This window comes from Mycolicibacterium lutetiense, from assembly GCF_017876775.1.
GTDB classification, from domain to species: domain Bacteria; phylum Actinomycetota; class Actinomycetes; order Mycobacteriales; family Mycobacteriaceae; genus Mycobacterium; species Mycobacterium lutetiense.
Genome location: NZ_JAGIOP010000002.1, coordinates 1,509,630 through 1,528,706, shown reverse-complemented (window position 1 = coordinate 1,528,706; position 19,077 = coordinate 1,509,630). Strand labels below are relative to the sequence as shown.

The window sequence follows — 19,077 nt, the reverse complement described above, 5'->3', positions numbered from 1 at the left end:
TCGGTCGGCGGCCCGACCGTTAAGGTCGGCTCACCATGACGGCCCCCGGGAATTCTTCACTGTCCACGGTGCGAGTGGCTGCACTGGGGCCGATCCGGGCGTGGGTGGCCGGCGAGCCGGTGGAACTCGGCGGTCGCAGGCAGCGATCGGTGTTGGCTCGGTTGGTATCCGCGCACGGCGAAGTGGTGTCGGTCGACAGGCTCATCGACGACCTGTGGGAGGGCGAGCCACCGCCGAAGGTGCTGTCCTCGCTGCAGGCCTACATCTCGCATCTGCGTCGCGTGCTCGAGCCGGGGCGCGAGCCGCGCACCGTCGCCGGCGTCATCGTCAGCGTTGCCCCGGGATACTGTCTGCGACTGCCGGCCGAGGCCGTCGACGTGTGGAGCTTTGAGTCGAAAGTCGTTGCAGCAGAGCAGGAATCCGATCCCGCCGAGCGGGCGCGACTGCTCGAAGATGCGCTCGAGGGTTGGTCGGGTGACCCCTATGCGGAGGTGGCCGACGCGCTGTGGGCGGCCCCGGAGGTGGCCCGGCTGGCCGAATTGCGGTTGGCCACCACCGAATCGTTTGCGCAGACGCAGTCGGTGCTGGGGCGCGACGCAACGGCCGTACGGGTTCTGGAGCGCCACGCCCGCGACCACCCGGGTCGGGAGGTCGCCGCCGGGCTACTCGCGACCGCGCTGTACCGGACCGGCCGTCAAACCGCGGCGCTGGACGTTCTCCGACGCACTCGCGATCACCTGATCGATGGCCTCGGGCTCGAACCGGCGCGGGCGCTTCGAGACCTGGAACGCGACATTCTGCAGCAGGCCGATCATCTTGAGCCGATTCCCGTTGCCGAGCGGTCGATGGCGATCCCGCGGGTCGGGCCGACGCCGGCACGGTCGTGCGGCAGGACCGCCGAGCTGGCAGCGATCGCACAGACCGCGGAAACGGTTGAGCGCGAAGGCGGTCGCGTGCTGTGGGTCAGTGGCGAGGTGGGCCTGGGCAAGACCACTCTGGTCGATACCGCCGCCGAGCGGCTACGCGCGACCGGCTGGGCGGTGGCCTCGGGACGCTGCCCCGAGGTGGACGGTGCCCCGCCGGGGTGGGCGTGGACGGAGGTCATCCGAGAATTCGTGGCCTTGTGCGAACCCGGTCAGCTCACGGCGTTGGGCCCGCTGTTGCACGAGGCCGGGACGGCGGGTGCCGACAGCGGCGGAACGTTCTGGTTGGCCCAGGCGCTCGCCGGCCTCCTCGGGCAGGCGTCTGCCCGCCGACCGCTGGTCGTCGTGCTGGACGATCTGCACCGAACCGACGGCCTGACCCTGGAGCTGCTGCGGTTCGTGACCGATCGGCTCGGTGGCCATCGCGTGCTGATCATCGGCACGTACCGGCCGTCCGAATCCGGGGCGGAGCTGGAGGCCGCCCGCGCAGCATTGGCCAATCATGCCGCCGCGCACCTGGAACTGGCCGGTCTCGATGAGACGGCCACTGCGGAACTGGCTGCCGAGTACGGTCTTTCGGCGTTGGCCGGCGATACCTTGCGACTCCTGCGTGAACGGACCGGTGGCAACCCGCTGTTCATTCGGGAACTGGCCCGGCTGATGGTTGCCGAGGGTGTAGAGGCCGGCAAGGGCAGTGTTCCGGCCGGGGTACGTGATGTCTTGCGGCGCAGACTGGCCCGGCTGCCCGCACCCACCGCCACGGCGCTGCGTCAGGCCGCGGTGCTCGGTCGGGACGTGGATCTCGACCTTCTAGGCGGCCTTGCGTGGGGCAACTCCGAAGAGCTGCTCGACGCGCTCGAACCGGCTGTGCTGGCCGGGCTTCTCGACGAGCCGGCGCCCGGCCGGGCCAGGTTTGCCCACGCGTTGATCCGCGACACCATCTACGACGACATGTCGATCCTGCGCCGGACCCGGCTGCACGCTGCGGCTCTCGGTCTGCTCCGTCGGCCGGGAAGTTCGGCGGACTCCTCCTCTGTGGCCTATCACGCCGTAGCCGCAGCCACACCGGACACTGCAAGCGAGGCAGCTGATTTCGCGATGGCCGCCGCTCGCGACGCCGACACTGTCGGCGCTCCGGCGGAATCGGTGCGGCAGTGGCGCTCGACCGTTCGGATGCTGGAACTCGCCGATGCCCGGCCGGCGGCCGCACAATCGAACATGCCGGCGCGGACAGTTCTCGCGCGGTCTGGACTTGTTGCGGCGCTGGCCCGATCCGGCGATGTGGTTGCGGCACGCGACGAACAGAAGCGGACGTTGGCGCTGGCAGCAGGCCACGACGCGTTGACGGTCGGCGTGCTCACCCAGTGGGATGCCCCGCTGGTGTGGCGGCTGCGGGTGACCGACGCCGCCGACCAGGACATCGTGGTGCCACTTCGTGGTGTGCTGGACCGGGACCATTCGGTGCCCGTGCGGGCGCGACTGTTGTCGACGTTGTTCGCCGAGTTGGAGGGGGCGGATACGCCGGCTGCATTGGCGGCCAGTGCCGAGGCCCTCGCGTTGGCGCGCGTCGCGCACGCCGAGGATCCCGACGTCAACGGCCGGCTGATGTGCGCGGCGCTCAATGCCCGTGCCTTCGCCGCGCTGGGCCCCGATCTCGCCGCCGAACGGGAAGCCATGGCCGGCGAACTGCTCGTCGTGGCGCAGGAGTGCGGCGCGGTCGACTACGAGGCCGTCGCGCAGTGGCTGTTGTTCCTGTCCGCGGCGGGCCGCTCGGATCTGGCCGCAGCCCTGGGCCACGTCGATCTCGCCGTGGCGCGCGCCGGGACCGGTCAGCTGGGCTACCTCCTGGGCGTGCTCGATGTGTTCGAGGCGCAGTTGACGGTGCTGGCGGGCCGGCCCGACGAAGGTGAGCGCCGCTATGCGGCGGCGGCCGCCCAGTTGTCCGATCACGGCGCCCCCAACGGCGCGTTGATGGCGCTCGTCGGACGGTTGACGGGGGCGCTGTTCCGCAACAATCTCGCTCCGTTGGCCGACGAACTGCTCGCCGTGCACAACCTGGTGTCGAAGTCGGTCTCCGACGCCGTGGTCCTGGCGCTGCTGGCCGCCGGAAGAACCGATGAAGCACAACAGGTCTGGGCCCAGCGCACGCCGGTGGAGCGGTCCTACTACTGGCTGGCCGTGACGACGCTGCGCGCGCACGCGGCGGCGGCGCTCGGCGATGAGGCGGCCGCCAAAGCGACGGCCGAGGAGCTGCTGCCCTATTCGGGGCGGATGGCCGGGCTCGACAACGGCACCCTGCTCACCGGGCCGGTGGACGAGGCGCTGGCCGCGGTCGCCGAACTGACCGGAGACGCCGAACTGGCCCGCCGCTACCGCGCCGATGCTGCTGCGCTCCGTCAGCGTCTCGGGGCGGACGCCGCCCGGGTGCTCAGCCGAACACCCGACGGTCGAATCGCCGGTGGCGCACCGACAACACCCTGATCAGCCCGAGCAGTACCGGACTCACGGTTTCGGACAGTGCGACGCGCTCGCGCTCGGTCATCACCGCCACGGTGCGTGGTCCGTCGAACGACATCCGTCCGCCCCGTTGGGCGGCTTTTTCGACGGCGGCCCAGTGGTCGACCGACACGTACTGCCGGATCACCGGGAAGATCTCCCGTTCCTCATCGGCGATGTGTTCATGCAGCAGTGCGTGCAGGTCGGTGAGGCCGGCGGCCAGCGGTTCCGCCGAATCGCGATCGCCGACATTCAGCCGGAACCCAGCCGCCAGCGCGCGCAACCGGTCCAACCGCGGATCAAGCGCGGCGTGGTCCGCGGTCAGTTCGGTCAGATCGACGGACCCACCCGCGGAGGCTGCGATCACCGGCCACAGGATCTGGTCCTCTGTCATGTGATGGTGGTGGATGGAGTCGCACAGCAGGTCCACGTACCGGGCGACAGCACGAGCGCGTCGGGGCGTGCACGTTGTCCGTCCGTCCGCGAATGCCGAGGTCAATGTCGCGATGCGGCCGACATCGGTGACCATGGCGCGGTGCGCGAGGCTGATGCCGAGCAGGTCGGGTTCGGGATCGCCGGGGCGCCGCGCGGTGATGGTGACGAGTCGGGTGGGTTGGCTGGGAGTATTCACGACTGCCACGTTGCCGGGCCCCACTTGTAATCGACTTGTGTAAGGCTTGCCCTGACCGTCGAACGCTAGTTGTCGGAGGGAAATCGGGAACCATGGCTGCCAATCCGCGTGCCGGGCAACCGGCTCAACCCGAGGATCTGATCGACATCGCCGAGGTGGTGACCGCGTACTACACCAGGCGGCCCGACCCTGACGACATTGCGCAGCAGGTCGTGTTCGGCACCTCGGGGCATCGCGGTTCCAGTCTGGACACCGCGTTCAACGAGGGCCATATCCTGGCCACCACCCAGGCCATCGTCGAATATCGGGCCGCGCAGGGCACCACCGGTCCGCTGTTCCTCGGTCGCGACACCCATGCGCTGTCGGAGCCCGCGTGGGCGTCGGCCCTGGAGGTGCTGGCCGCCAACGATGTTGTAGCGATGATTGATTCGGCCGACCGCTACACTCCCACGCCGGCGATCAGCCACGCGATCTTGACCTTCAACCGGGGCCGCGATTCCGATCTTGCCGACGGAATCGTCGTCACCCCGTCGCACAACCCGCCGCGCGACGGCGGCTTCAAATACAACCCGCCCAACGGCGGACCCGCCGACACCGACGCGACCGGATGGATTGCCAAGCGGGCGAACGAGATCTTGCGCGACGGATTCAAGTCGGTGAAACGCATGCCGTTGGCGCGTGCGTTGCAGATGGCCCAGCGCCACGACTATCTCGATGCCTACGTCGCGGATCTGGCGAATGTGGTGGATCTGCACGCGATCCGGGCCGCGGGCATCCGCATCGGAGCCGACCCGCTCGGTGGTGCCAGCGTGGACTACTGGGGCGCCATCGCCGAGCGGTACAACCTCGACCTGACCGTGGTGAACCCGCTGGTGGACGCGACGTGGCGGTTCATGACGCTGGACACCGACGGCAAGATCCGAATGGATTGCAGCTCACCGAATGCCATGGCCGGGCTGCTTCGGGCGATGAGCGCCAACCCCGGTACCTACCAGATCGCCACCGGCAACGACGCCGACTCGGACAGGCACGGCATCGTCACCCCGGACGGCGGGCTGCTCAACCCCAACCACTATCTGGCCGTGGCGATCGACTACCTCTACACCCACCGGCCGCAGTGGCCGGGCTCGACGGCCGTGGGCAAGACGGTGGTCAGCTCGTCGATCATTGACCGGGTGGTGGCCGGGCTGGATCGCAAGCTGGTCGAGGTACCAGTCGGGTTCAAATGGTTCGTCGACGGACTGATCGGCGGCGGCATCGGTTTCGGCGGCGAGGAGAGCGCGGGGGCCTCGTTCCTGCGCACCGACGGGTCGACCTGGACCACCGACAAGGACGGCATCATCCTGGCGCTGCTGGCCTCCGAGATCCTGGCGATCACCGGGTCGACGCCGTCGCAGCGCTACGCCGAGCTGGCCGAACGCTACGGCTCGCCCACTTACGCCCGCATCGACGCGCCGGCCGACCGCGAACAGAAGGCCCGGCTGGCCAAGCTGTCACCCGAGCAGGTCAGCGCCACCGAACTGGCCGGAGAGCCGATCACCGCGAAGCTGACCGCGGCTCCCGGCAACGGGGCGGCGTTGGGCGGGCTGAAGGTCACGACGGAGAACGCCTGGTTCGCCGCCCGGCCGTCAGGAACCGAGGACGTGTACAAGATCTACGCCGAGTCGTTCCTCGGCGCCGAGCATCTGGCGGAGGTGCAGGAGGCCGCGAAGCAGGTGGTCAATACAGTCATCGGGTGAGTTCTGTCGCGGAAGGTGACTGCCAGACCAAGGCGAAGCTGCCTGGCGAGGTCTGGGTCCTGATCATCGCCAACGCGGTCATCGCGCTGGGCTATGGCGTGGTGGCGCCGGTGCTGCCGGCCTATGCCCGCCACTTCGGCGTCAGTATCAGCGCCGCAACGTTCGTCATCACCGCGTTCGCGCTGATGAGGCTGTGTTTCGCCCCCGCCAGCGGCATGCTGATCCAGCGGCTGGGGGAGCGGCGGGTCTACGTGTGGGGCCTGCTCATCGTCGCCGTCACCACCGGCGCGTGTGCCTTCGCCGAGAGCTACTGGCAGCTGCTGCTGTTCCGGTCGCTCGGCGGTGTCGGGTCGACGATGTTCTTCGTCTCGGCACTCGGGCTGATGATCCGGATCAGCCCCGAAGACGCCCGCGGCCGGGTGGCCGGCATGTTCTCCTCGGCGTTCCTGGTCGGCTCGGTCGGCGGCCCGGTGCTCGGCAGCCTCACCGCAGGCCTGGGCCTGAACGCGCCGTTCCTCATCTACGGTGCCGCACTGTTGGTGGCGGCCGCGGTGGTGTTCATCAGCCTGCGGCATTCGTCCCTGGCCGCGCCCGCGCCGGAAGACGGCCCCACGGTGACCGTGCGCGCGGCGCTGCGCAATCGCGCCTACCGGGCGGCGCTGTTGTCGAACTTCGCCACCGGCTGGTCGGCCTTTGGGCTCCGAATTGCTTTGGTGCCGTTGTTCATTGTCGACGTGCTGCACCGCGGTCCCGGGATGGCAGGGCTCGCGCTGGCCACCTTCGCCGTCGGCAATGTGTCGGCGGTGATCCCCAGCGGCTACCTGTCCGACCGGGTGGGCCGGCGGATCCTGTTGATCGTCGGGCTCACCGCGGCCGGCATCTCCACCGCGACGGTGGGGTTCACCGACGGGCTGACGCTGTTCCTGGTGGCCGCCTATATCGCGGGTTTCTCGACCGGCATCTTCACCGCGCCACAGCAGGCTGCGGTGGCCGACATCATCGGTAACAAGGCTCGCGGCGGTACCGCGGTGGCTGCCTTCCAGATGATGGCCGACGTCGGATCGGTCGGCGGTTCGCTGTTGGTCGGCCTGATCGCGCAGTACCTGTCGTTCTCCTGGGCCTTCGTGATCAGCGGGGTGATCCTGTTGATCGCCGCGGTGGGCTGGATCTTCGCTCCCGAGACCCGCGGACGGCCCTCCGCCGAGCACACACCGGCCCGTGCGCTCGGTCCCGAGGCCGGCGGCGAGGTCCCCTGACCAGCGATTTTGAACCAGGGGCAGCCGTGGTGTAACTTCGTGGAGCACGACAAACGGGGCTATGGCGCAGTTGGTAGCGCACCACACTGGCAGTGTGGGGGTCAGGGGTTCGAATCCCCTTAGCTCCACTCCGTAAAAGGCAGGTCAGACGCTATTTCTGGCCTGCCTTTCGTCATAGTGAATCCCCGCAGTGTGCCGACATTGTGCCAACACGCGGTGAGGACCGACCACTAATCAGGCGAGAGCCCGTGACCGACTGGACCCACCGTTGCCGTCCAGCGTGACCACCGCGATCGCCTCGATACGCAGCGCGTTCGGCGGCTACCACTTCGCCGGTCGGAACGAGGAACATCACGACCCACCGCGGCACACCGACGCCCTCGACCCGGTTCGGGGAGCTGCGGCTGCCTCCGCATCACAGCCAGTGATGGTCATGAAAACAGTCCGGTGACACAGTTCTATTTGATCTAGAGTGGGCTCTGTATAAAATAGACGTGGTGAATTCCGCGGATATTGGATACAGCTACGGGGATCGATCAGTTGCCATATAGAACGCTGAAGTCGATCTTTCACCAACGAGATCGTGTTGGTGCCGATGCCGAGGAACGAGCTCGGCGAGAGTCTCCTGCCGCCATCCACTGGGACCTGATGGTCGGCGAATACTCGATGTTCGCGCTGATGACGCCCGAAGTCGCAGCGCTGATCGAACGGATCATGAGCTTTGAGCCGAAGATTCGGGCCGAGTGGCAAGGGCTGCCAGGCAGAGCGCGCACCCACTATCTAGATCAGATGGTGATCGATGAGATCCAGGCGACCAACGAGATCGAACAGGTCCGCTCGACTCGGAAGGAGATTAGCGCAGCGATCAAGGCGGTCCGGGCAGAACGCCCCATCGACAACAAGCGATTCACGGAGATGGTGCGGCTCTACCTCGACCTCGGCAATGACGAGGCCGAAAGCCCGCAGACACTCGACGACGTCCGGGCTGTCTACGACGCGGTAACCGCAGGCGAGATTCTTGACGAAGACGCCCCCGACGGGCTGCGGTTCCGGCAAGGACCGGTGTCGATCGAATCAGGAACCAAGATCGTGCACACAGGTGTGGTGCCCGAGTCGGCGATCGAAGACGCGCTCACTCTCATGCTGAGCCAGGGTCGCGACGATTCGATTGCCCAACTGATCAGGGCCGTGGTCGCACACTTCATCTTCGAGTACACACACCCGTTCTACGACGGCAACGGCCGGACCGGGCGCTACCTTCTCGCACTGGACCTCCGACGGGTGCTGGCTCCGTACGCGAGCCTGGCACTGTCGGCGACCGTCGCCGACAACAAGGATCGCTACTACCGAGCGTTCACTGACGCGGAGAATTCATTGAACCGCGGAGATCTCACGCCCTACCTGATCGACATGCTGGAGATCATCGCTGAGGCGCAACATCGCCTGCTGCTCGACCTCTCCGACCGTCGGCAGAAGATCGACACGGTCGGGGCACGTCTCCGCGTTCTGATGGAGGACGAGCAATTCCCGCTGAACGTCGGACTCGATCGCGAGTCGGCGCCGCCTGTAGATCCCCGCGACATCGGTGCAATCCTATTTACCCTGGGCCAGGCCTACCACTTCGATGCGAACCGCGCCGTCAAGTCGAACACCCTGGCCGACGCGGTAGGTCGGTCCAGTCAGTTCGTCCGCCCGCGACTCCAGCGCCTGGACGATGCCGGGATCCTTGAAAAGGTTACGAAGAAACCGCTGCGCTTCCGGCTCACCCCGCGGGGCGTATCGCTCCTCGAGCTGGTTGGGGAGTGATTCTCCGGGACGACGCACCGTGTCACTCGCTCGGCGCCCGCGTCCCGAACAGCGACGCCCGTGCCAACGCGTGACCGTAGAGCCGACGGCATCATCGCCGGGTCGTGACCGTGCCACTTCGCGACGTCGAGCACCAGCACACCGCGGGCCACCATCAGCGACACCGACGTGTGCCGCACATCGTGCAACCGAATCCTCGTCCAGCCCACGGCGGAACTGCCAGCCCATGAATGCCAAGGCTGCGCGGCGGTAGCCCCGCGGCTCAGTGCGCGCGCTGTGCGGGCGGTGAACTGCTCGAAGCCGGCTGGGATCGGGTGCGTGGACCGGACCGACTTGGCTCGAACGTCTCACTCCAAGTCGGACAAGACTTTTCGCGCAGCTTCGAGTTCGGCTTCGAGCGCGGCGACCTTGGCGGCCTGCTGGGAGCGTGCCTCTTCGATGACTTCGTCGATGGGGGTGGAGAGATCCTCGTGCAGCTCCTTGGCGGCGCGCGAGACGGCGGCGGCCGCGACCGCGACGTTGCGCGCCAGGTAGGTGGTGCCCTGCTTGAGCTCGGCGTGCCATTCGCCATCGGCGGTACCGGTGACGGTGAGGGTCAGCTCGATCGTCTTGGCTTTCTTGGCCGGCGCCTTTTTGGCCGGGGTCTTCCGCGCCTTCTCCTCCGCGGGCGTTTCCGCGGCGGGTGCGGTGCTCTCGGGCGGAGTGGTCAAGTCGTCGGGAGTGTCGAAATCGGTGGGTGAGGTTTCTGCTACCTGAGCGTCTACAGTCATCGTCACGGCGAACTCCTTTTCGAACATCGCCCGCACTGAGCGGGATGGCGGCGAGAACATTAGAACACATGTTCGACCTTCGCGGTCAAATCGCCGCGCTCACTTGGCCCGCAGGTCAAACGGCTCAGTTGTAGCCCGCCAGTTGCTCGGTCAGTTCCCGCGCATATGCCAGTTGCCGGGTGAGTTTGACGCAGGCTTCTTGTGCGCGGGTATGGCATTCGGCCACATAGGTTGTGGCTTCGGCACGCTGCGCGTTGGTCGCGGTAGGGGAGTTCAGAGCATCGAGGGCGTCGAGCAGTTCTCGCATTTCGTCGAGGCTGAAGCCCAACGGCTTCATGCGACGGATCGCCAGCAGTCGGTTGACGTCGTCGGCGGTGTAGAGGCGGAAGCCGCCGGCGGATCGCGCCGAGGGCACGACCAGGCCGACCTCGTCGTAATGCCGGATCGTCTTGATGGACAATTCGGTTCGCGCGGCGACCTCGCCGATCTGCAGGTGATCCCGGCTGCTCAACGATTCCCACTGGCGGTTCACTGCGAGGCCAGTTGGCCGCTGAGCCGGGCATGCCGCGCGGCGCTGTTCTCGTTCATGCCGACAATGGTGGCCGTCTTGCCCTTGGCTGCGTATTTGGTGGTGATGGCGTCCAGGGTGGACACGGTGGATGCATCCCAGATGTGAGCCTCGCTCATGTCGATGATCACGTTGTCGGGATCGCCGGTGTAATCGAACTGGTAGACCAGGTCATTGCTGGAGGCGAAGAACAGCTCGCCGCGGACCGCATACACCCGGGTGTCGTCGTCGGGATGGTCGATGTCGACCACCTCGGTGAAATGGGCGATCCGGCGGGCGAACAGCACCATGGCCGTCAGGGTGCCGACGGCGACGCCGTAGGCCAGGTTGCTGGTCGCGACGGTGACCGCCACTGTCGCCAGCATGACTGTCGTTTCGCTCTTGGGCATGCGCCGCAACGTTTTCGGGTTGATGCTGTGCCAGTCCAGGGTCCCGACGGACACCATGATCATCACGGCGACCAGTGCGGCCATGGGGATTTGGGCCACGATATCGCCGAGGCCGACGACGAGACCGAGCAGGAACGCGCCGGCCAGGAACGTCGAGATCCGAGTCCGGGCGCCGCAGGCCTTCACGTTGATCATGGTCTGCCCGATCATGGCGCAGCCGCCCATGCCGCCGAAGAATCCGGTGACGATGTTCGCCACGCCCTGACCCAGCGCCTCACGGGACTTGTCGGAGTGGGTGTCGGTAACGTCGTCGACGAGCTTGGCCGTCATCAGCGATTCCAACAGGCCAACGACCGCCATGGCGAGTGCATAAGGCGCGATGACCCCGAGCGTATGCACGGTGAACGGAACGTTGGGAATCAGCAGGGACGGCAGGCTCGACGGCAGCTGCCCCTCGTCACCGACGTTGGGAATCGACCAGCCGAATCCGACGGTCGCGGCGGTGAGCACCACGATGGCCACCAGGGGGGCGGGGATCGCGGTGCTGAGTTTGGGCAGCGCCACGATGACGGCGATGGCGACTGCGACCATCGGGTAGACCAGCCACGGCACCCCGAGCAGATGGGGCACTTGGGCCAGGAAGATCAGGATTGCCAACGCGTTCACGAAGCCGACCATCACGCTGCGCGGCACGAACCGCATCAGCTTGGCGACCCCGAGGCCGCCGAGGATCAGTTGCAGCACTCCGGCCAGGATCACAGTGGCGATCAGGTAATCCAGGCCGTGACTGCGCACCAGCGGGGCCACCACCAGGGCAACGGCCCCGGTCGCAGCCGAGATCATCGCCGGCCGTCCACCGACGACCGCGATGGTCACTGCCATCGTGAACGAGGCGAACAGGCCGATCCGCGGGTCCACGCCGGCGATGATCGAGAACGAGATCGCTTCGGGGATCAGGGCCAATGCGACCACCAGGCCGGCGAGCACCTCGGTGCGCAACCGGCGGGGCGACCGGAGCGTGGCCAGAACCGACTGCTGCTCGTGCGGTGTCAGCGTCTCGGATGATCGGTTCAACGCAGCTCCGTTTCAGCGCCACGCTGCGATCCGGCGCGGCAAGTGGGGACGAGTGTTACACGCTTCATCGCGTGAAAAGTCTTGTCAGAACGTGTAATTGGAAGTGCCAACAAGGTGCGTCCGTCAAGACGGCGATGGCCACGTTCTACTCGACGCAAACTCTACCCCTGGGGGAGGGTTGTGTTTCAAATCAGCAAGCGCGGATGTGCTCGACGCCACACCGACGTCAGCACGGGCCACGTCAGTCGGCCAGCCCGTATTCGTCGAACCAGTAGGCGAGTTTGCCGCGACGGCTCACTGCGCGCAGCCGGGCCTCGGCGGCGGTACGCATTTTGCTGGTGGTGACGATCAGCAGTTCGTCGCCGACGGCGATGCGGGTGTCCGGCAGTGGGACGAAGGTGCGGCCGTTGCGGATGATCAGCGTGATGACGGCCGGGTCGGGCAGTCGCAGTTCGAGGATGGTCACGTTGTGCAGTCGCGAATGGGGCTGCACGGTCATGGTCAGCAGTTCGGCATCGAGCACGTCCAGCGGGGCAGCTTCGACCTGAATCTCGCGAGTGACGTCGCGGGTGATCAGACCCAACGCGTTTGCCACGAAACGGATGCTGGGGGCCTGCACCAGGGTGAAGATCACGACGAGGATGAACACCACGTTCAACAACCGGTAGCTGTCGGGAACCCCGGCGACGATCGGAAACGTGGCCAGCACGATCGGCACCGCACCGCGCAGTCCGGCCCAGGACAGAAAGAGTTGTTCACGCAGCGGGATGCGGAAACCGGCCAGCGACAACATCACCGACGCGGGACGGGCGAGCAGCAGGAGCACCAGGCCGACAACGATCGCCGGGATGATGTCGCCGGCCAGGTCGTGCGGGTTCACCAGCAATCCGAGCAGGACGAACAGCCCGATCTGGGCCAGCCAGCCCACCCCTTCGGCGAAGGAACGGGTGGCGGACTTGTGCGGCAGACCCGAGTTCGCCAGCACCACCGCGGACAGATACGCGGCGATGAAACCGCTCGCGTGGGCGCTGCCCGCGGCCGCGAATGCGATGAAACCCAAACCGAAGGTGGCGATCGGATAGAGCCCCGAGGCCGGCAATGCGATGCGACGCAGGGCAAATGCACCGGCGAACCCGATGGCCAGGCCCAGCAGGGAACCGGTGACCAGTTCGTAGACGAGGTCGGTGACGGCGCCCTCGGGGTGGAACACGAACGGCACCACGCTGAACGTCAGCACCAGGATGACCGCGGGGGCGTCGTTGAAGCCGGATTCGGCTTCCAGCATGCCTGCCAGCCGCCGGGGCAGCGGCAGGATTCGCAGCACCGAGAACACCGCCGCCGCATCGGTGGAGGAGACGATGGCCCCGAGCAGCAGCGCGAGTTGCCAGTCCATGTTCAGCAGCAGGTGTGCGCCGACAGCGGTGATGGCGGTGCTGACCAGGACGCCGACGGTGGCCAGCACCCCGGCGGGTGCCAGTACTCCGCGGATGTCGGAGAATCGCGTGGTCAACCCACCTTCGACGAGCACGATCGCCAAGGCCGTGGTGCACACGTTGCGGGCCAGTTCGACGTTGTTGAAATCCAGCCCGATCCCGTCGACCCCCAGAATCATGCCGACCGCCAGGAAGAACAGCAGGCTGGGGAACCCGATGCGGGTTGCCACCCGGGTGCCGATGATGCTGGCCAGCAGCACGACGCCGCCGGTGAGCAAGGTGAGGTAGAGCTGGTTCAGACTCATCGGGAATTAGTTAATCAGGACAATGGACCGCGGGTGGACCATGCCGATAGGCGAAAATAGGGGAGTGAGCGGACGGAAGATGCGAGTCGTGATCGCCGGTGCCGGCAATGTGGGCCGCTCCGTGGCGAGTGAGTTGCTCGAGAACGGCCACAAAGTCTTGTTGATCGAGCAGCTGCACCGGCGGTACGAGCCGCACACGGTGCCCGATGCCGATTGGTTGCTGGCCGACGCCTGCGAGCTCTCCGCGATGGAGGGCGCCGGGATCGAAACCGCCGACGTGCTGATCGCCGCAACTGGTGACGACAAGTCGAATCTGGTGGTCGGATTGTTGGCCAAGTCCGAGTTCGGGGTGCCGCGAGTGGTGGCCCGGATCAACGACATCCGCAACCAGTGGTTGTTCGGCCAGGATTGGGGCATCGATGTCGCGGTGTCGACGCCGGGCTCGTTGGTTGCCGGCATCGAGGGTGCCATCGACGTCGGGCACCTCGTACGGCTGATGTCATTGCGTGGGGGTCGGGTCGAGTTGACCAAACTCACGCTGCCGGAAGACAACCCGGTGGTCGGTCAGCGGGTGGACCGCCTGGACTTGCCGGTGGACACCGCGCTGGTCACCATCGTCCGCGGAAACAAGGTCAGGTTGCCCGCGCCCGACGATGTGTTCGAGGTGGGCGACGAGCTGTTGTTCACTGCCAACCGCACCTCGGAGAATTCGCTGCTCGCCGCAATCCACGGCGGGGAGTTCCTGCGGGAAGTGGTTTCCGAGGAGCCGTGACGCGCGGTGAAGCGGCGGTCGGAGGAAGCCTTAAGCTCGTGCGCATGGACGCCGAAGACGCCGAAGCACCGGAACGCCGGCTGGTCATCAGGGTCAACTCGAACGCCAAGATGTCGCGCGGCAAGGCCGCGGCGCACGCCGTGCATGCCGCGCTCAAGCTCTACGGCATCGAGTACGAGCATCCGGTCATCGTGATCGGCGGCAAGCCCGACGAGATCCTGGCGCAGACGGTGCATGTGCGTGACGCTGGGCGCACCGAGCTGGAGCCCGGCACGTTGACCGCGGGGGCGAGCTGGGAATACAAGGACCAGGCAGAGTCCGACGGGCCGGAGTAGCGGCTAACCTGTTGCCGCTGTGTGTTCGCCGGCCGCGGGGGGAGTGAACGTTCGGCCGAGATAGTCGCGGAGTTCGCGGACACTGCAATCGAGCAGTGCGAGGTAGCCGTCAGGACGCACGAGCGTGAGCCCCGCACATCCCGCCTGAGCGGTGTCATGCCTGACGTCGATCAGCTCCGCATGGGGCCCGATTGCGGCATGGAGTCCGAGTGGCTCCGGGCCGGAATGCAGCAGCGTGAACCTGGATGAGTCGAGCACACTGATGTGCGGGAACCGGTCCCCGACTGCCAGGCGTGTGTCATTGGTGCCTCCGGTGCGACCGCGGTACGACACGTCGAGCTGGGTCAGGGCACGCTCCACGATGCGCTGAACGGCTGGCCGAGCGGTGATATGCGGCGCCAGATGGCGACGAGCGGCGGCGGCAATAGGGTTGCGCAACAGGGTCATCCGGGTAGCCCTCCGGGTTCCCTTCACCAGTCGGTGTGCCACCGGGGAGCGTTCGACCGCATAACTGTCGAGAATCTCGGGCGCGGCTTGACCGTGAACCACAGCCGCGAGTTTCCAGCCCAGGTTGAACGCGTCCTGGATACCGGTGTTCATTCCCTGCCCGCCCACGACCGAGTGCACATGTGCTGCGTCGCCGGCGAGGTATACCCGCCCGACAGAATGCCGGGCCACCTTGCGTTGGTTGATGCGAAATCGGCCGGCATGGGTGATCTCGGAGATGCGGGCCCCGGCCGGCGCGCACCGCTCCACGGCGCTCTGCAGTTCCTCGAAAGTCACTTCACCCACAGGGGATTGGCGGGGTCGGTACGCGATGGTGAGGCGGTGCAGGCCGCCGGGCATCGGAAAGAATGCGACGAAGCGGCCCCGGTTGAGGAACGAATAGAACACGTCATAGGGCAACGACCAGTCCATCTGGACGTCGGCGACGGCGAAGTTCTCCTCAAATGCGGCGCCGACGAACGGCACTCCGAGCTGACGTCGCACGATGCTGTGTGCACCGTCGCAGCCGATGACCCACGGCGCACGGGTCTGTTCCATCAGTCCGGTGCGATGCCGCAGACCGACCCGCACGTCGTCGGGGGTGTGGGTGAGTGTGCTCAGTTCGACGCCGTGTTCGACGGTGACGCCGTGCTCGGCCAACCGGCCGGACAGGAGTGCCTCCACCTGGGGTTGCGGCACCATCAGCAGGTAGGGATGCGGGGTATCCAAGGCGTGGATGTCCAGATGCAGGAATCGTTTTCCCTCACTGAAGACGTTGAATTCAGTGACCGGAACGCCTCTGGCCACGGAGGCGTCGGCAAGTTGCAGCTTCTCGAACAGCTCGAGTGTCCTGGGTTGGACACCGAGCGCGCGGGTTTCGGTCGTCGGCGCGGTTGCAGCGTCGACGATGCGGACGGTGACGCTCCTCCTGGCCAGCTCGAGCGCCATGGTGAGTCCGGTCGGTCCGGCACCGACGACGAGGACCTGTGCGGTCATGGCGTGCCGGGCGATGGTGCGGAATCAGCGTTGGAGTACTGGGGAACCCATGCGGTTGGGCGCGGAATCCACCGCGGCACGTTGCGTCGGAACTCGTCGTACCGGGTGCCGAACCGCCTGCGGAGGTGGGGTTCCTCGAAGACTGCAATCGCGATCACGGTCAGGGTGCAGAACAATGCGAACCAACCGAAGAGCCAGGGTGAGGCCGTGGCTACTGCGGTACCGAGCTGGATGCAGAACACCGCGGTCATCATCGGATTGCGAACGTGCCGGTACGGCCCTTCCACCACCAGGTTGACCGGTGATCCGATAGCCAGCGCACCCTTGCCGATGCGGTCGAACAGCATGACCGTCCACACCAGGAACCAGAGCCCGAAGGCGATCAACACTGCGCCTGCGAGGGCGAGCAGGAGACCCGAAGTGGTGGTCAGGTCAGGGGCTTTCGCGCCGGTCAGCCAGAGGATCAGGCCTGGAATGAAGATCGTCATCGTGGCGGGGGCGATCAGCACCGAGAGGGTGTGCCGCCACCAGAGTCGCCGTTGCGTCATGTCGAAATCCTTTCTTCAACCGATGTTGAAGAAAACGGTACGCTTCGGCTTCCGCATAGGTCAACGGTTGTTGAACTAAACTTCGTGGCATGTCGGAGACCGGGCGTAGCGGCCGGTGGCGTACGGGCCAACAGAACAAGCAGCGGATCATCGACGCGGCGCGCGAGCACTTCATGCGCGACGGCTACGAACGCGCGACCGTGCGCAGGATCGCCGCCGATGCCAGTGTGGATGTCGCGATGGTCTACTACCACTTCGGCAACAAGGAGGGGCTGTTCAACGCCTCGGTGCTCGATACTCCACAGCATCCGCTGCATCAGTTGGCGTTGCTGCTCGCCGAGGATCCCGGCCACATCGGGGAGCGGTTGGTCCGGGACGTTATTCAACGTTGGGATGAGGGAGCATCGTTCGACCCGATGCTGACCGTGTGGCGCTCGGCGGCGATCCAACCGTTGGCGCGCAAGCTCCTACACGACACTCTGGCGGGACCCGTCGCAGAGCAGATTGCGGCTCAGTTCGGTGTCGACAATGCCGAGTTGCGGGCAGAGTTGGTGACCGTCCACCTGGTAGGTCTGGCGTTCGCGCGGTATCAGCTCAAGATTGAACCGATGGCTTCGGCCGGCATTGATGACCTGGTTGCCTGGATCGGGCCGACGGTGCAGCGGTATCTGACCGAGCCGAATCCGTAGGGGCCCACAGCCGTCCGCGCAGCACCGCGACGAATGGCCGCGGGTCGGCGCGCCCGTCGCGCCGGAACGGCATGGAGTCGCGGGACGCGCTGATCCACTCCGCGCGGGTCAGGTCGTCGAGAAACAAGCGGCGTCCGGCCCGGCCGGCGAGCCGATGCAGCAGCAGGGTTCCGGTGCGTCCGTTGCCTTCCCGGAATGGATGGATCTGGTTGTAGTCGGCATAGATTCGGGCCAGTCGATAGGACAGCGTGCCGTCATCGATCTCGGTGCCGTCGTCGGCGAGCCGGCTGATCTCGACGTGCAGGGCCTCCAGGGCGCGGGGAATCCGTGCGCACGAGCCGAACGTGCTGTCGCCCTTGCGCAGTTCGACGATGCGTGGCTCGCCTGCCCAGGCGTACACGTCCCCGAACACGTGCCGGTGCAGCGACCGGATGTCCAGATCGGTGTCGTGGGTCTGCAGGTGGACCTGCAGGATCCGGCCCGCGGTCGCCACGTATTCGAGCTGGGCAAGCAGTGGGGCATCCTGCGTGCCGAAGTTGTTGCGCAGCACCGTTGTTCCCGGGGTGAAGTACGGCCTGCGCCGGGCGAACACCCGCCGGCGCGGCGGTGGGACAGTGGTCGGAAGTTGCGGCCCGAGGTACTCGCCGAAACTCACCGCGCCGGTGAGCAGAGCGGTCAGGGAGGCGATCTGTTCCGTCGTAGGCTGCCAGCCTTCCAGTCGCTCGGCGGCGATGGTTTGGGTCAGGGCGTGGCGCCCGGCCTCGGTCGTCGTGGCTACCACGTGGAGAACGTCGAGGTCGACGCCAGGTAGTCGAGTTTTCGCCGAACTCCGGTGAGTTCACGGCCGATGCTGCGCAGCGCCGTGCGGTCCTGCGGTGAGAGATCCGACATTTCGACACGCTCGTCGACGCGGTCATCGGAGCCGGTGGGGTTCCAGCGTGCGGCCCGCACCCGCCAGCGGATGCTGGATCCGATCGCGTGACATTTCGCCAGCACTCTGGCGTCATCGGGATCGAGATAACGGGTGCCGGCGGCCGCGGCAATCCGGTCGGCGGTGGGCAGCGCGTCCGATCCGCAACTGAGCGCGGCCCAGCGCGCGATCCGGACCACCGGGTCGACGGCGGCAAGTTTGACGTCGACGCCGCTGTCGCCGGAGGTCAGTACCCGCAGCCGGGACGGGATGTGGCCGCGGGTGAAGGTGGCGTCCTGCAGCATCGCGGCCAGCGACGACGGTTGGGCGCGCGCCGCGATACCGGCTTGATCGCGCAGATCGGGCGATAGCTCGAGGGGGACGGCGTCGGCCAGCAGACCGATCATCACCACGCCCCGGTCGGCGGAGGCATCGGCGGCCCACCTGCCGATGCCGATCGCCCACTCCTGGGCGGTGCGGTTGAAGCGCACCCGGGAGGCGACCGCGCCGTTGTCGTCGGCACGGAAGCCGCAACAGCCCAGCAGTTCATGCACATGTACCGCCTGAGCCAAAGCGGCGTCGGAGGTGACGTCGGGGCTGCGGACCACCAGGGTCTCCAGATCGGATCCGGGTAGTGCGTCGCCGCGGCCGACGCTGCCCGAGGCGTACCAGCCGCCGCGGTGGTCCACCAGTCGCGCCGCGGTGGTCAGTGCGGCGCGAGCGACGGCTGACCACGCCGCGGCAACCGAGGCGGCTCCGGCCCGGGCGTCGAACACCTTCCGCACTGCTTCGTGGGCGGAGGCGGTGGCCGCCACCAGCTCGCTCTCGCTGGCCGCCGACGCAATACGCCCGCGGGCTTCGTCCAACGCAGCCACAGCCATGTCGGTGATTGTGACAGGACACCGGCCCGGTGAGGTTTCGGCAACGCAATGCTTACTGCTCGCTACATGA

General features: G+C 66.8%; 16 protein-coding genes and 1 tRNA gene. 8 read left to right on the top strand and 9 right to left on the bottom strand.

Translation table 11 applies throughout. The features are described from left to right. Positions 1–35 precede the first annotated feature (35 nt). Positions 36–3,404, top strand: a complete 3,369-nt coding sequence (locus tag JOF57_RS16625) for an ATP-binding protein (protein ID WP_209918243.1) — start codon at positions 36–38, stop codon at positions 3,402–3,404. On the opposite strand, the gene JOF57_RS16620 is transcribed toward JOF57_RS16625, so the two are convergent. Further along, positions 3,352–4,050 carry a hemerythrin domain-containing protein gene (locus tag JOF57_RS16620; RefSeq protein ID WP_307870039.1) on the bottom strand — a complete coding sequence of 233 codons (699 nt, stop codon included), beginning with the start codon at positions 4,048–4,050 and terminating at the stop codon, positions 3,352–3,354. The genes JOF57_RS16625 and JOF57_RS16620 overlap by 53 nt on opposite strands. 92 nt (positions 4,051–4,142) lie before the next feature. Here JOF57_RS16620 and pgm point away from each other — a divergent pair, with 92 nt between their 5' ends. The 4 genes from pgm to JOF57_RS16600 all read left to right on the top strand — a co-directional run bounded on the left by pgm (position 4,143) and on the right by JOF57_RS16600 (position 8,851). Then, entirely contained in the window at positions 4,143–5,789 is a 1,647-nt protein-coding gene (gene pgm, locus JOF57_RS16615; RefSeq protein WP_209918241.1) for a phosphoglucomutase (alpha-D-glucose-1,6-bisphosphate-dependent), read from the top strand. After that, positions 5,786–7,045, top strand: a complete 1,260-nt coding sequence (locus JOF57_RS16610; protein ID WP_209918240.1) for an MFS transporter — start codon at positions 5,786–5,788, stop codon at positions 7,043–7,045. Before pgm ends, JOF57_RS16610 begins: the two co-directional genes overlap by 4 nt. Before the next feature lie 55 nt (positions 7,046–7,100). Beyond that, positions 7,101–7,173, top strand: a tRNA-Ala gene (locus JOF57_RS16605). A 520-nt stretch (positions 7,174–7,693) separates the two neighbouring features. Next, positions 7,694–8,851 carry a Fic family protein gene (locus JOF57_RS16600; RefSeq protein WP_234938151.1) on the top strand — a complete coding sequence of 386 codons (1,158 nt, stop codon included), beginning with the start codon at positions 7,694–7,696 and terminating at the stop codon, positions 8,849–8,851. A 347-nt stretch (positions 8,852–9,198) separates the two neighbouring features. On the opposite strand, the gene JOF57_RS16595 is transcribed toward JOF57_RS16600, so the two are convergent. The 4 genes from JOF57_RS16595 to JOF57_RS16580 all read right to left on the bottom strand — a co-directional run bounded on the left by JOF57_RS16595 (position 9,199) and on the right by JOF57_RS16580 (position 13,390). Further along, the gene (locus JOF57_RS16595; protein ID WP_209923429.1) at positions 9,199–9,621 is read right to left on the bottom strand and encodes a DUF6319 family protein; all 423 of its coding nucleotides are present in this window, start codon (positions 9,619–9,621) and stop codon (positions 9,199–9,201) included. Between the two features lie 124 nt (positions 9,622–9,745). Further along, positions 9,746–10,132, bottom strand: coding sequence for a MerR family transcriptional regulator (locus tag JOF57_RS16590; RefSeq protein WP_209918236.1), 387 nt, complete (start codon positions 10,130–10,132; stop codon positions 9,746–9,748). Positions 10,133–10,149: 17 nt separating this feature from the next. After that, positions 10,150–11,652: a SulP family inorganic anion transporter gene (locus JOF57_RS16585; protein WP_209918234.1), complete on the bottom strand. Its 1,503-nt coding sequence runs from the start codon at positions 11,650–11,652 to the stop codon at positions 10,150–10,152. A 241-nt stretch (positions 11,653–11,893) separates the two neighbouring features. Further along, positions 11,894–13,390, bottom strand: a complete 1,497-nt coding sequence (locus tag JOF57_RS16580; protein ID WP_209918231.1) for a potassium/proton antiporter — start codon at positions 13,388–13,390, stop codon at positions 11,894–11,896. Between the two features lie 79 nt (positions 13,391–13,469). Here JOF57_RS16580 and JOF57_RS16575 point away from each other — a divergent pair, with 79 nt between their 5' ends. Continuing rightward, positions 13,470–14,162 carry a potassium channel family protein gene (locus tag JOF57_RS16575; RefSeq protein WP_209923427.1) on the top strand — a complete coding sequence of 231 codons (693 nt, stop codon included), beginning with the start codon at positions 13,470–13,472 and terminating at the stop codon, positions 14,160–14,162. Between the two features lie 44 nt (positions 14,163–14,206). Further along, a complete protein-coding gene (locus JOF57_RS16570) occupies positions 14,207–14,497 on the top strand; it encodes a hypothetical protein (protein ID WP_209918230.1) in 291 nt (96 codons plus the stop codon). Between the two features lie 3 nt (positions 14,498–14,500). Here JOF57_RS16570 and JOF57_RS16565 read toward each other — a convergent pair whose 3' ends face one another. Together JOF57_RS16565 and JOF57_RS16560 are read right to left on the bottom strand one after the other, a co-directional pair. Further along, positions 14,501–15,979: an FAD-dependent monooxygenase gene (locus JOF57_RS16565; RefSeq protein ID WP_209918229.1), complete on the bottom strand. Its 1,479-nt coding sequence runs from the start codon at positions 15,977–15,979 to the stop codon at positions 14,501–14,503. After that, positions 15,976–16,527, bottom strand: a complete 552-nt coding sequence (locus JOF57_RS16560) for a methyltransferase family protein (protein ID WP_209918228.1) — start codon at positions 16,525–16,527, stop codon at positions 15,976–15,978. Before JOF57_RS16560 ends, JOF57_RS16565 begins: the two co-directional genes overlap by 4 nt. An 89-nt stretch (positions 16,528–16,616) precedes the next feature. Here JOF57_RS16560 and JOF57_RS16555 point away from each other — a divergent pair, with 89 nt between their 5' ends. Further along, positions 16,617–17,216, top strand: coding sequence for a TetR/AcrR family transcriptional regulator (locus JOF57_RS16555; RefSeq protein WP_209918227.1), 600 nt, complete (start codon positions 16,617–16,619; stop codon positions 17,214–17,216). On the opposite strand, the gene JOF57_RS16550 is transcribed toward JOF57_RS16555, so the two are convergent. Both JOF57_RS16550 and JOF57_RS16545 read right to left on the bottom strand, forming a co-directional pair. Further along, entirely contained in the window at positions 17,122–17,997 is an 876-nt protein-coding gene (locus JOF57_RS16550; RefSeq protein ID WP_209918226.1) for a Fic/DOC family protein, read from the bottom strand. The two genes, JOF57_RS16555 and JOF57_RS16550, sit on opposite strands and share 95 nt — an antisense overlap. Continuing rightward, positions 17,991–19,007: a putative nucleotidyltransferase substrate binding domain-containing protein gene (locus JOF57_RS16545; RefSeq protein ID WP_209918225.1), complete on the bottom strand. Its 1,017-nt coding sequence runs from the start codon at positions 19,005–19,007 to the stop codon at positions 17,991–17,993. The genes JOF57_RS16550 and JOF57_RS16545 overlap by 7 nt, the downstream gene beginning before the upstream one ends. Between the last annotated feature and the right edge of the window lie 70 nt (positions 19,008–19,077).

Excerpts from the sequence above, each read along its gene's own strand:
- JOF57_RS16625 (WP_209918243.1), top strand. The coding sequence starts at position 36 with ATGACGGCCCCCGGGAATTCTTCACTGTCCACGGTGCGAGTGGCTGCA.
- pgm (WP_209918241.1), top strand. The coding sequence starts at position 4,143 with ATGGCTGCCAATCCGCGTGCCGGGCAACCGGCTCAACCCGAGGATCTG.
- JOF57_RS16600 (WP_234938151.1), top strand. The coding sequence starts at position 7,694 with ATGGTCGGCGAATACTCGATGTTCGCGCTGATGACGCCCGAAGTCGCA.
- JOF57_RS16595 (WP_209923429.1), bottom strand. The coding sequence starts at position 9,621 with ATGACTGTAGACGCTCAGGTAGCAGAAACCTCACCCACCGATTTCGAC.
- JOF57_RS16580 (WP_209918231.1), bottom strand. The coding sequence starts at position 13,390 with ATGAGTCTGAACCAGCTCTACCTCACCTTGCTCACCGGCGGCGTCGTG.
- JOF57_RS16575 (WP_209923427.1), top strand. The coding sequence starts at position 13,470 with ATGCGAGTCGTGATCGCCGGTGCCGGCAATGTGGGCCGCTCCGTGGCG.
- JOF57_RS16570 (WP_209918230.1), top strand. The coding sequence starts at position 14,207 with ATGGACGCCGAAGACGCCGAAGCACCGGAACGCCGGCTGGTCATCAGG.
- JOF57_RS16565 (WP_209918229.1), bottom strand. The coding sequence starts at position 15,979 with ATGACCGCACAGGTCCTCGTCGTCGGTGCCGGACCGACCGGACTCACC.
- JOF57_RS16560 (WP_209918228.1), bottom strand. The coding sequence starts at position 16,527 with ATGACGCAACGGCGACTCTGGTGGCGGCACACCCTCTCGGTGCTGATC.
- JOF57_RS16555 (WP_209918227.1), top strand. The coding sequence starts at position 16,617 with ATGTCGGAGACCGGGCGTAGCGGCCGGTGGCGTACGGGCCAACAGAAC.
- JOF57_RS16545 (WP_209918225.1), bottom strand. The coding sequence starts at position 19,007 with ATGGCTGTGGCTGCGTTGGACGAAGCCCGCGGGCGTATTGCGTCGGCG.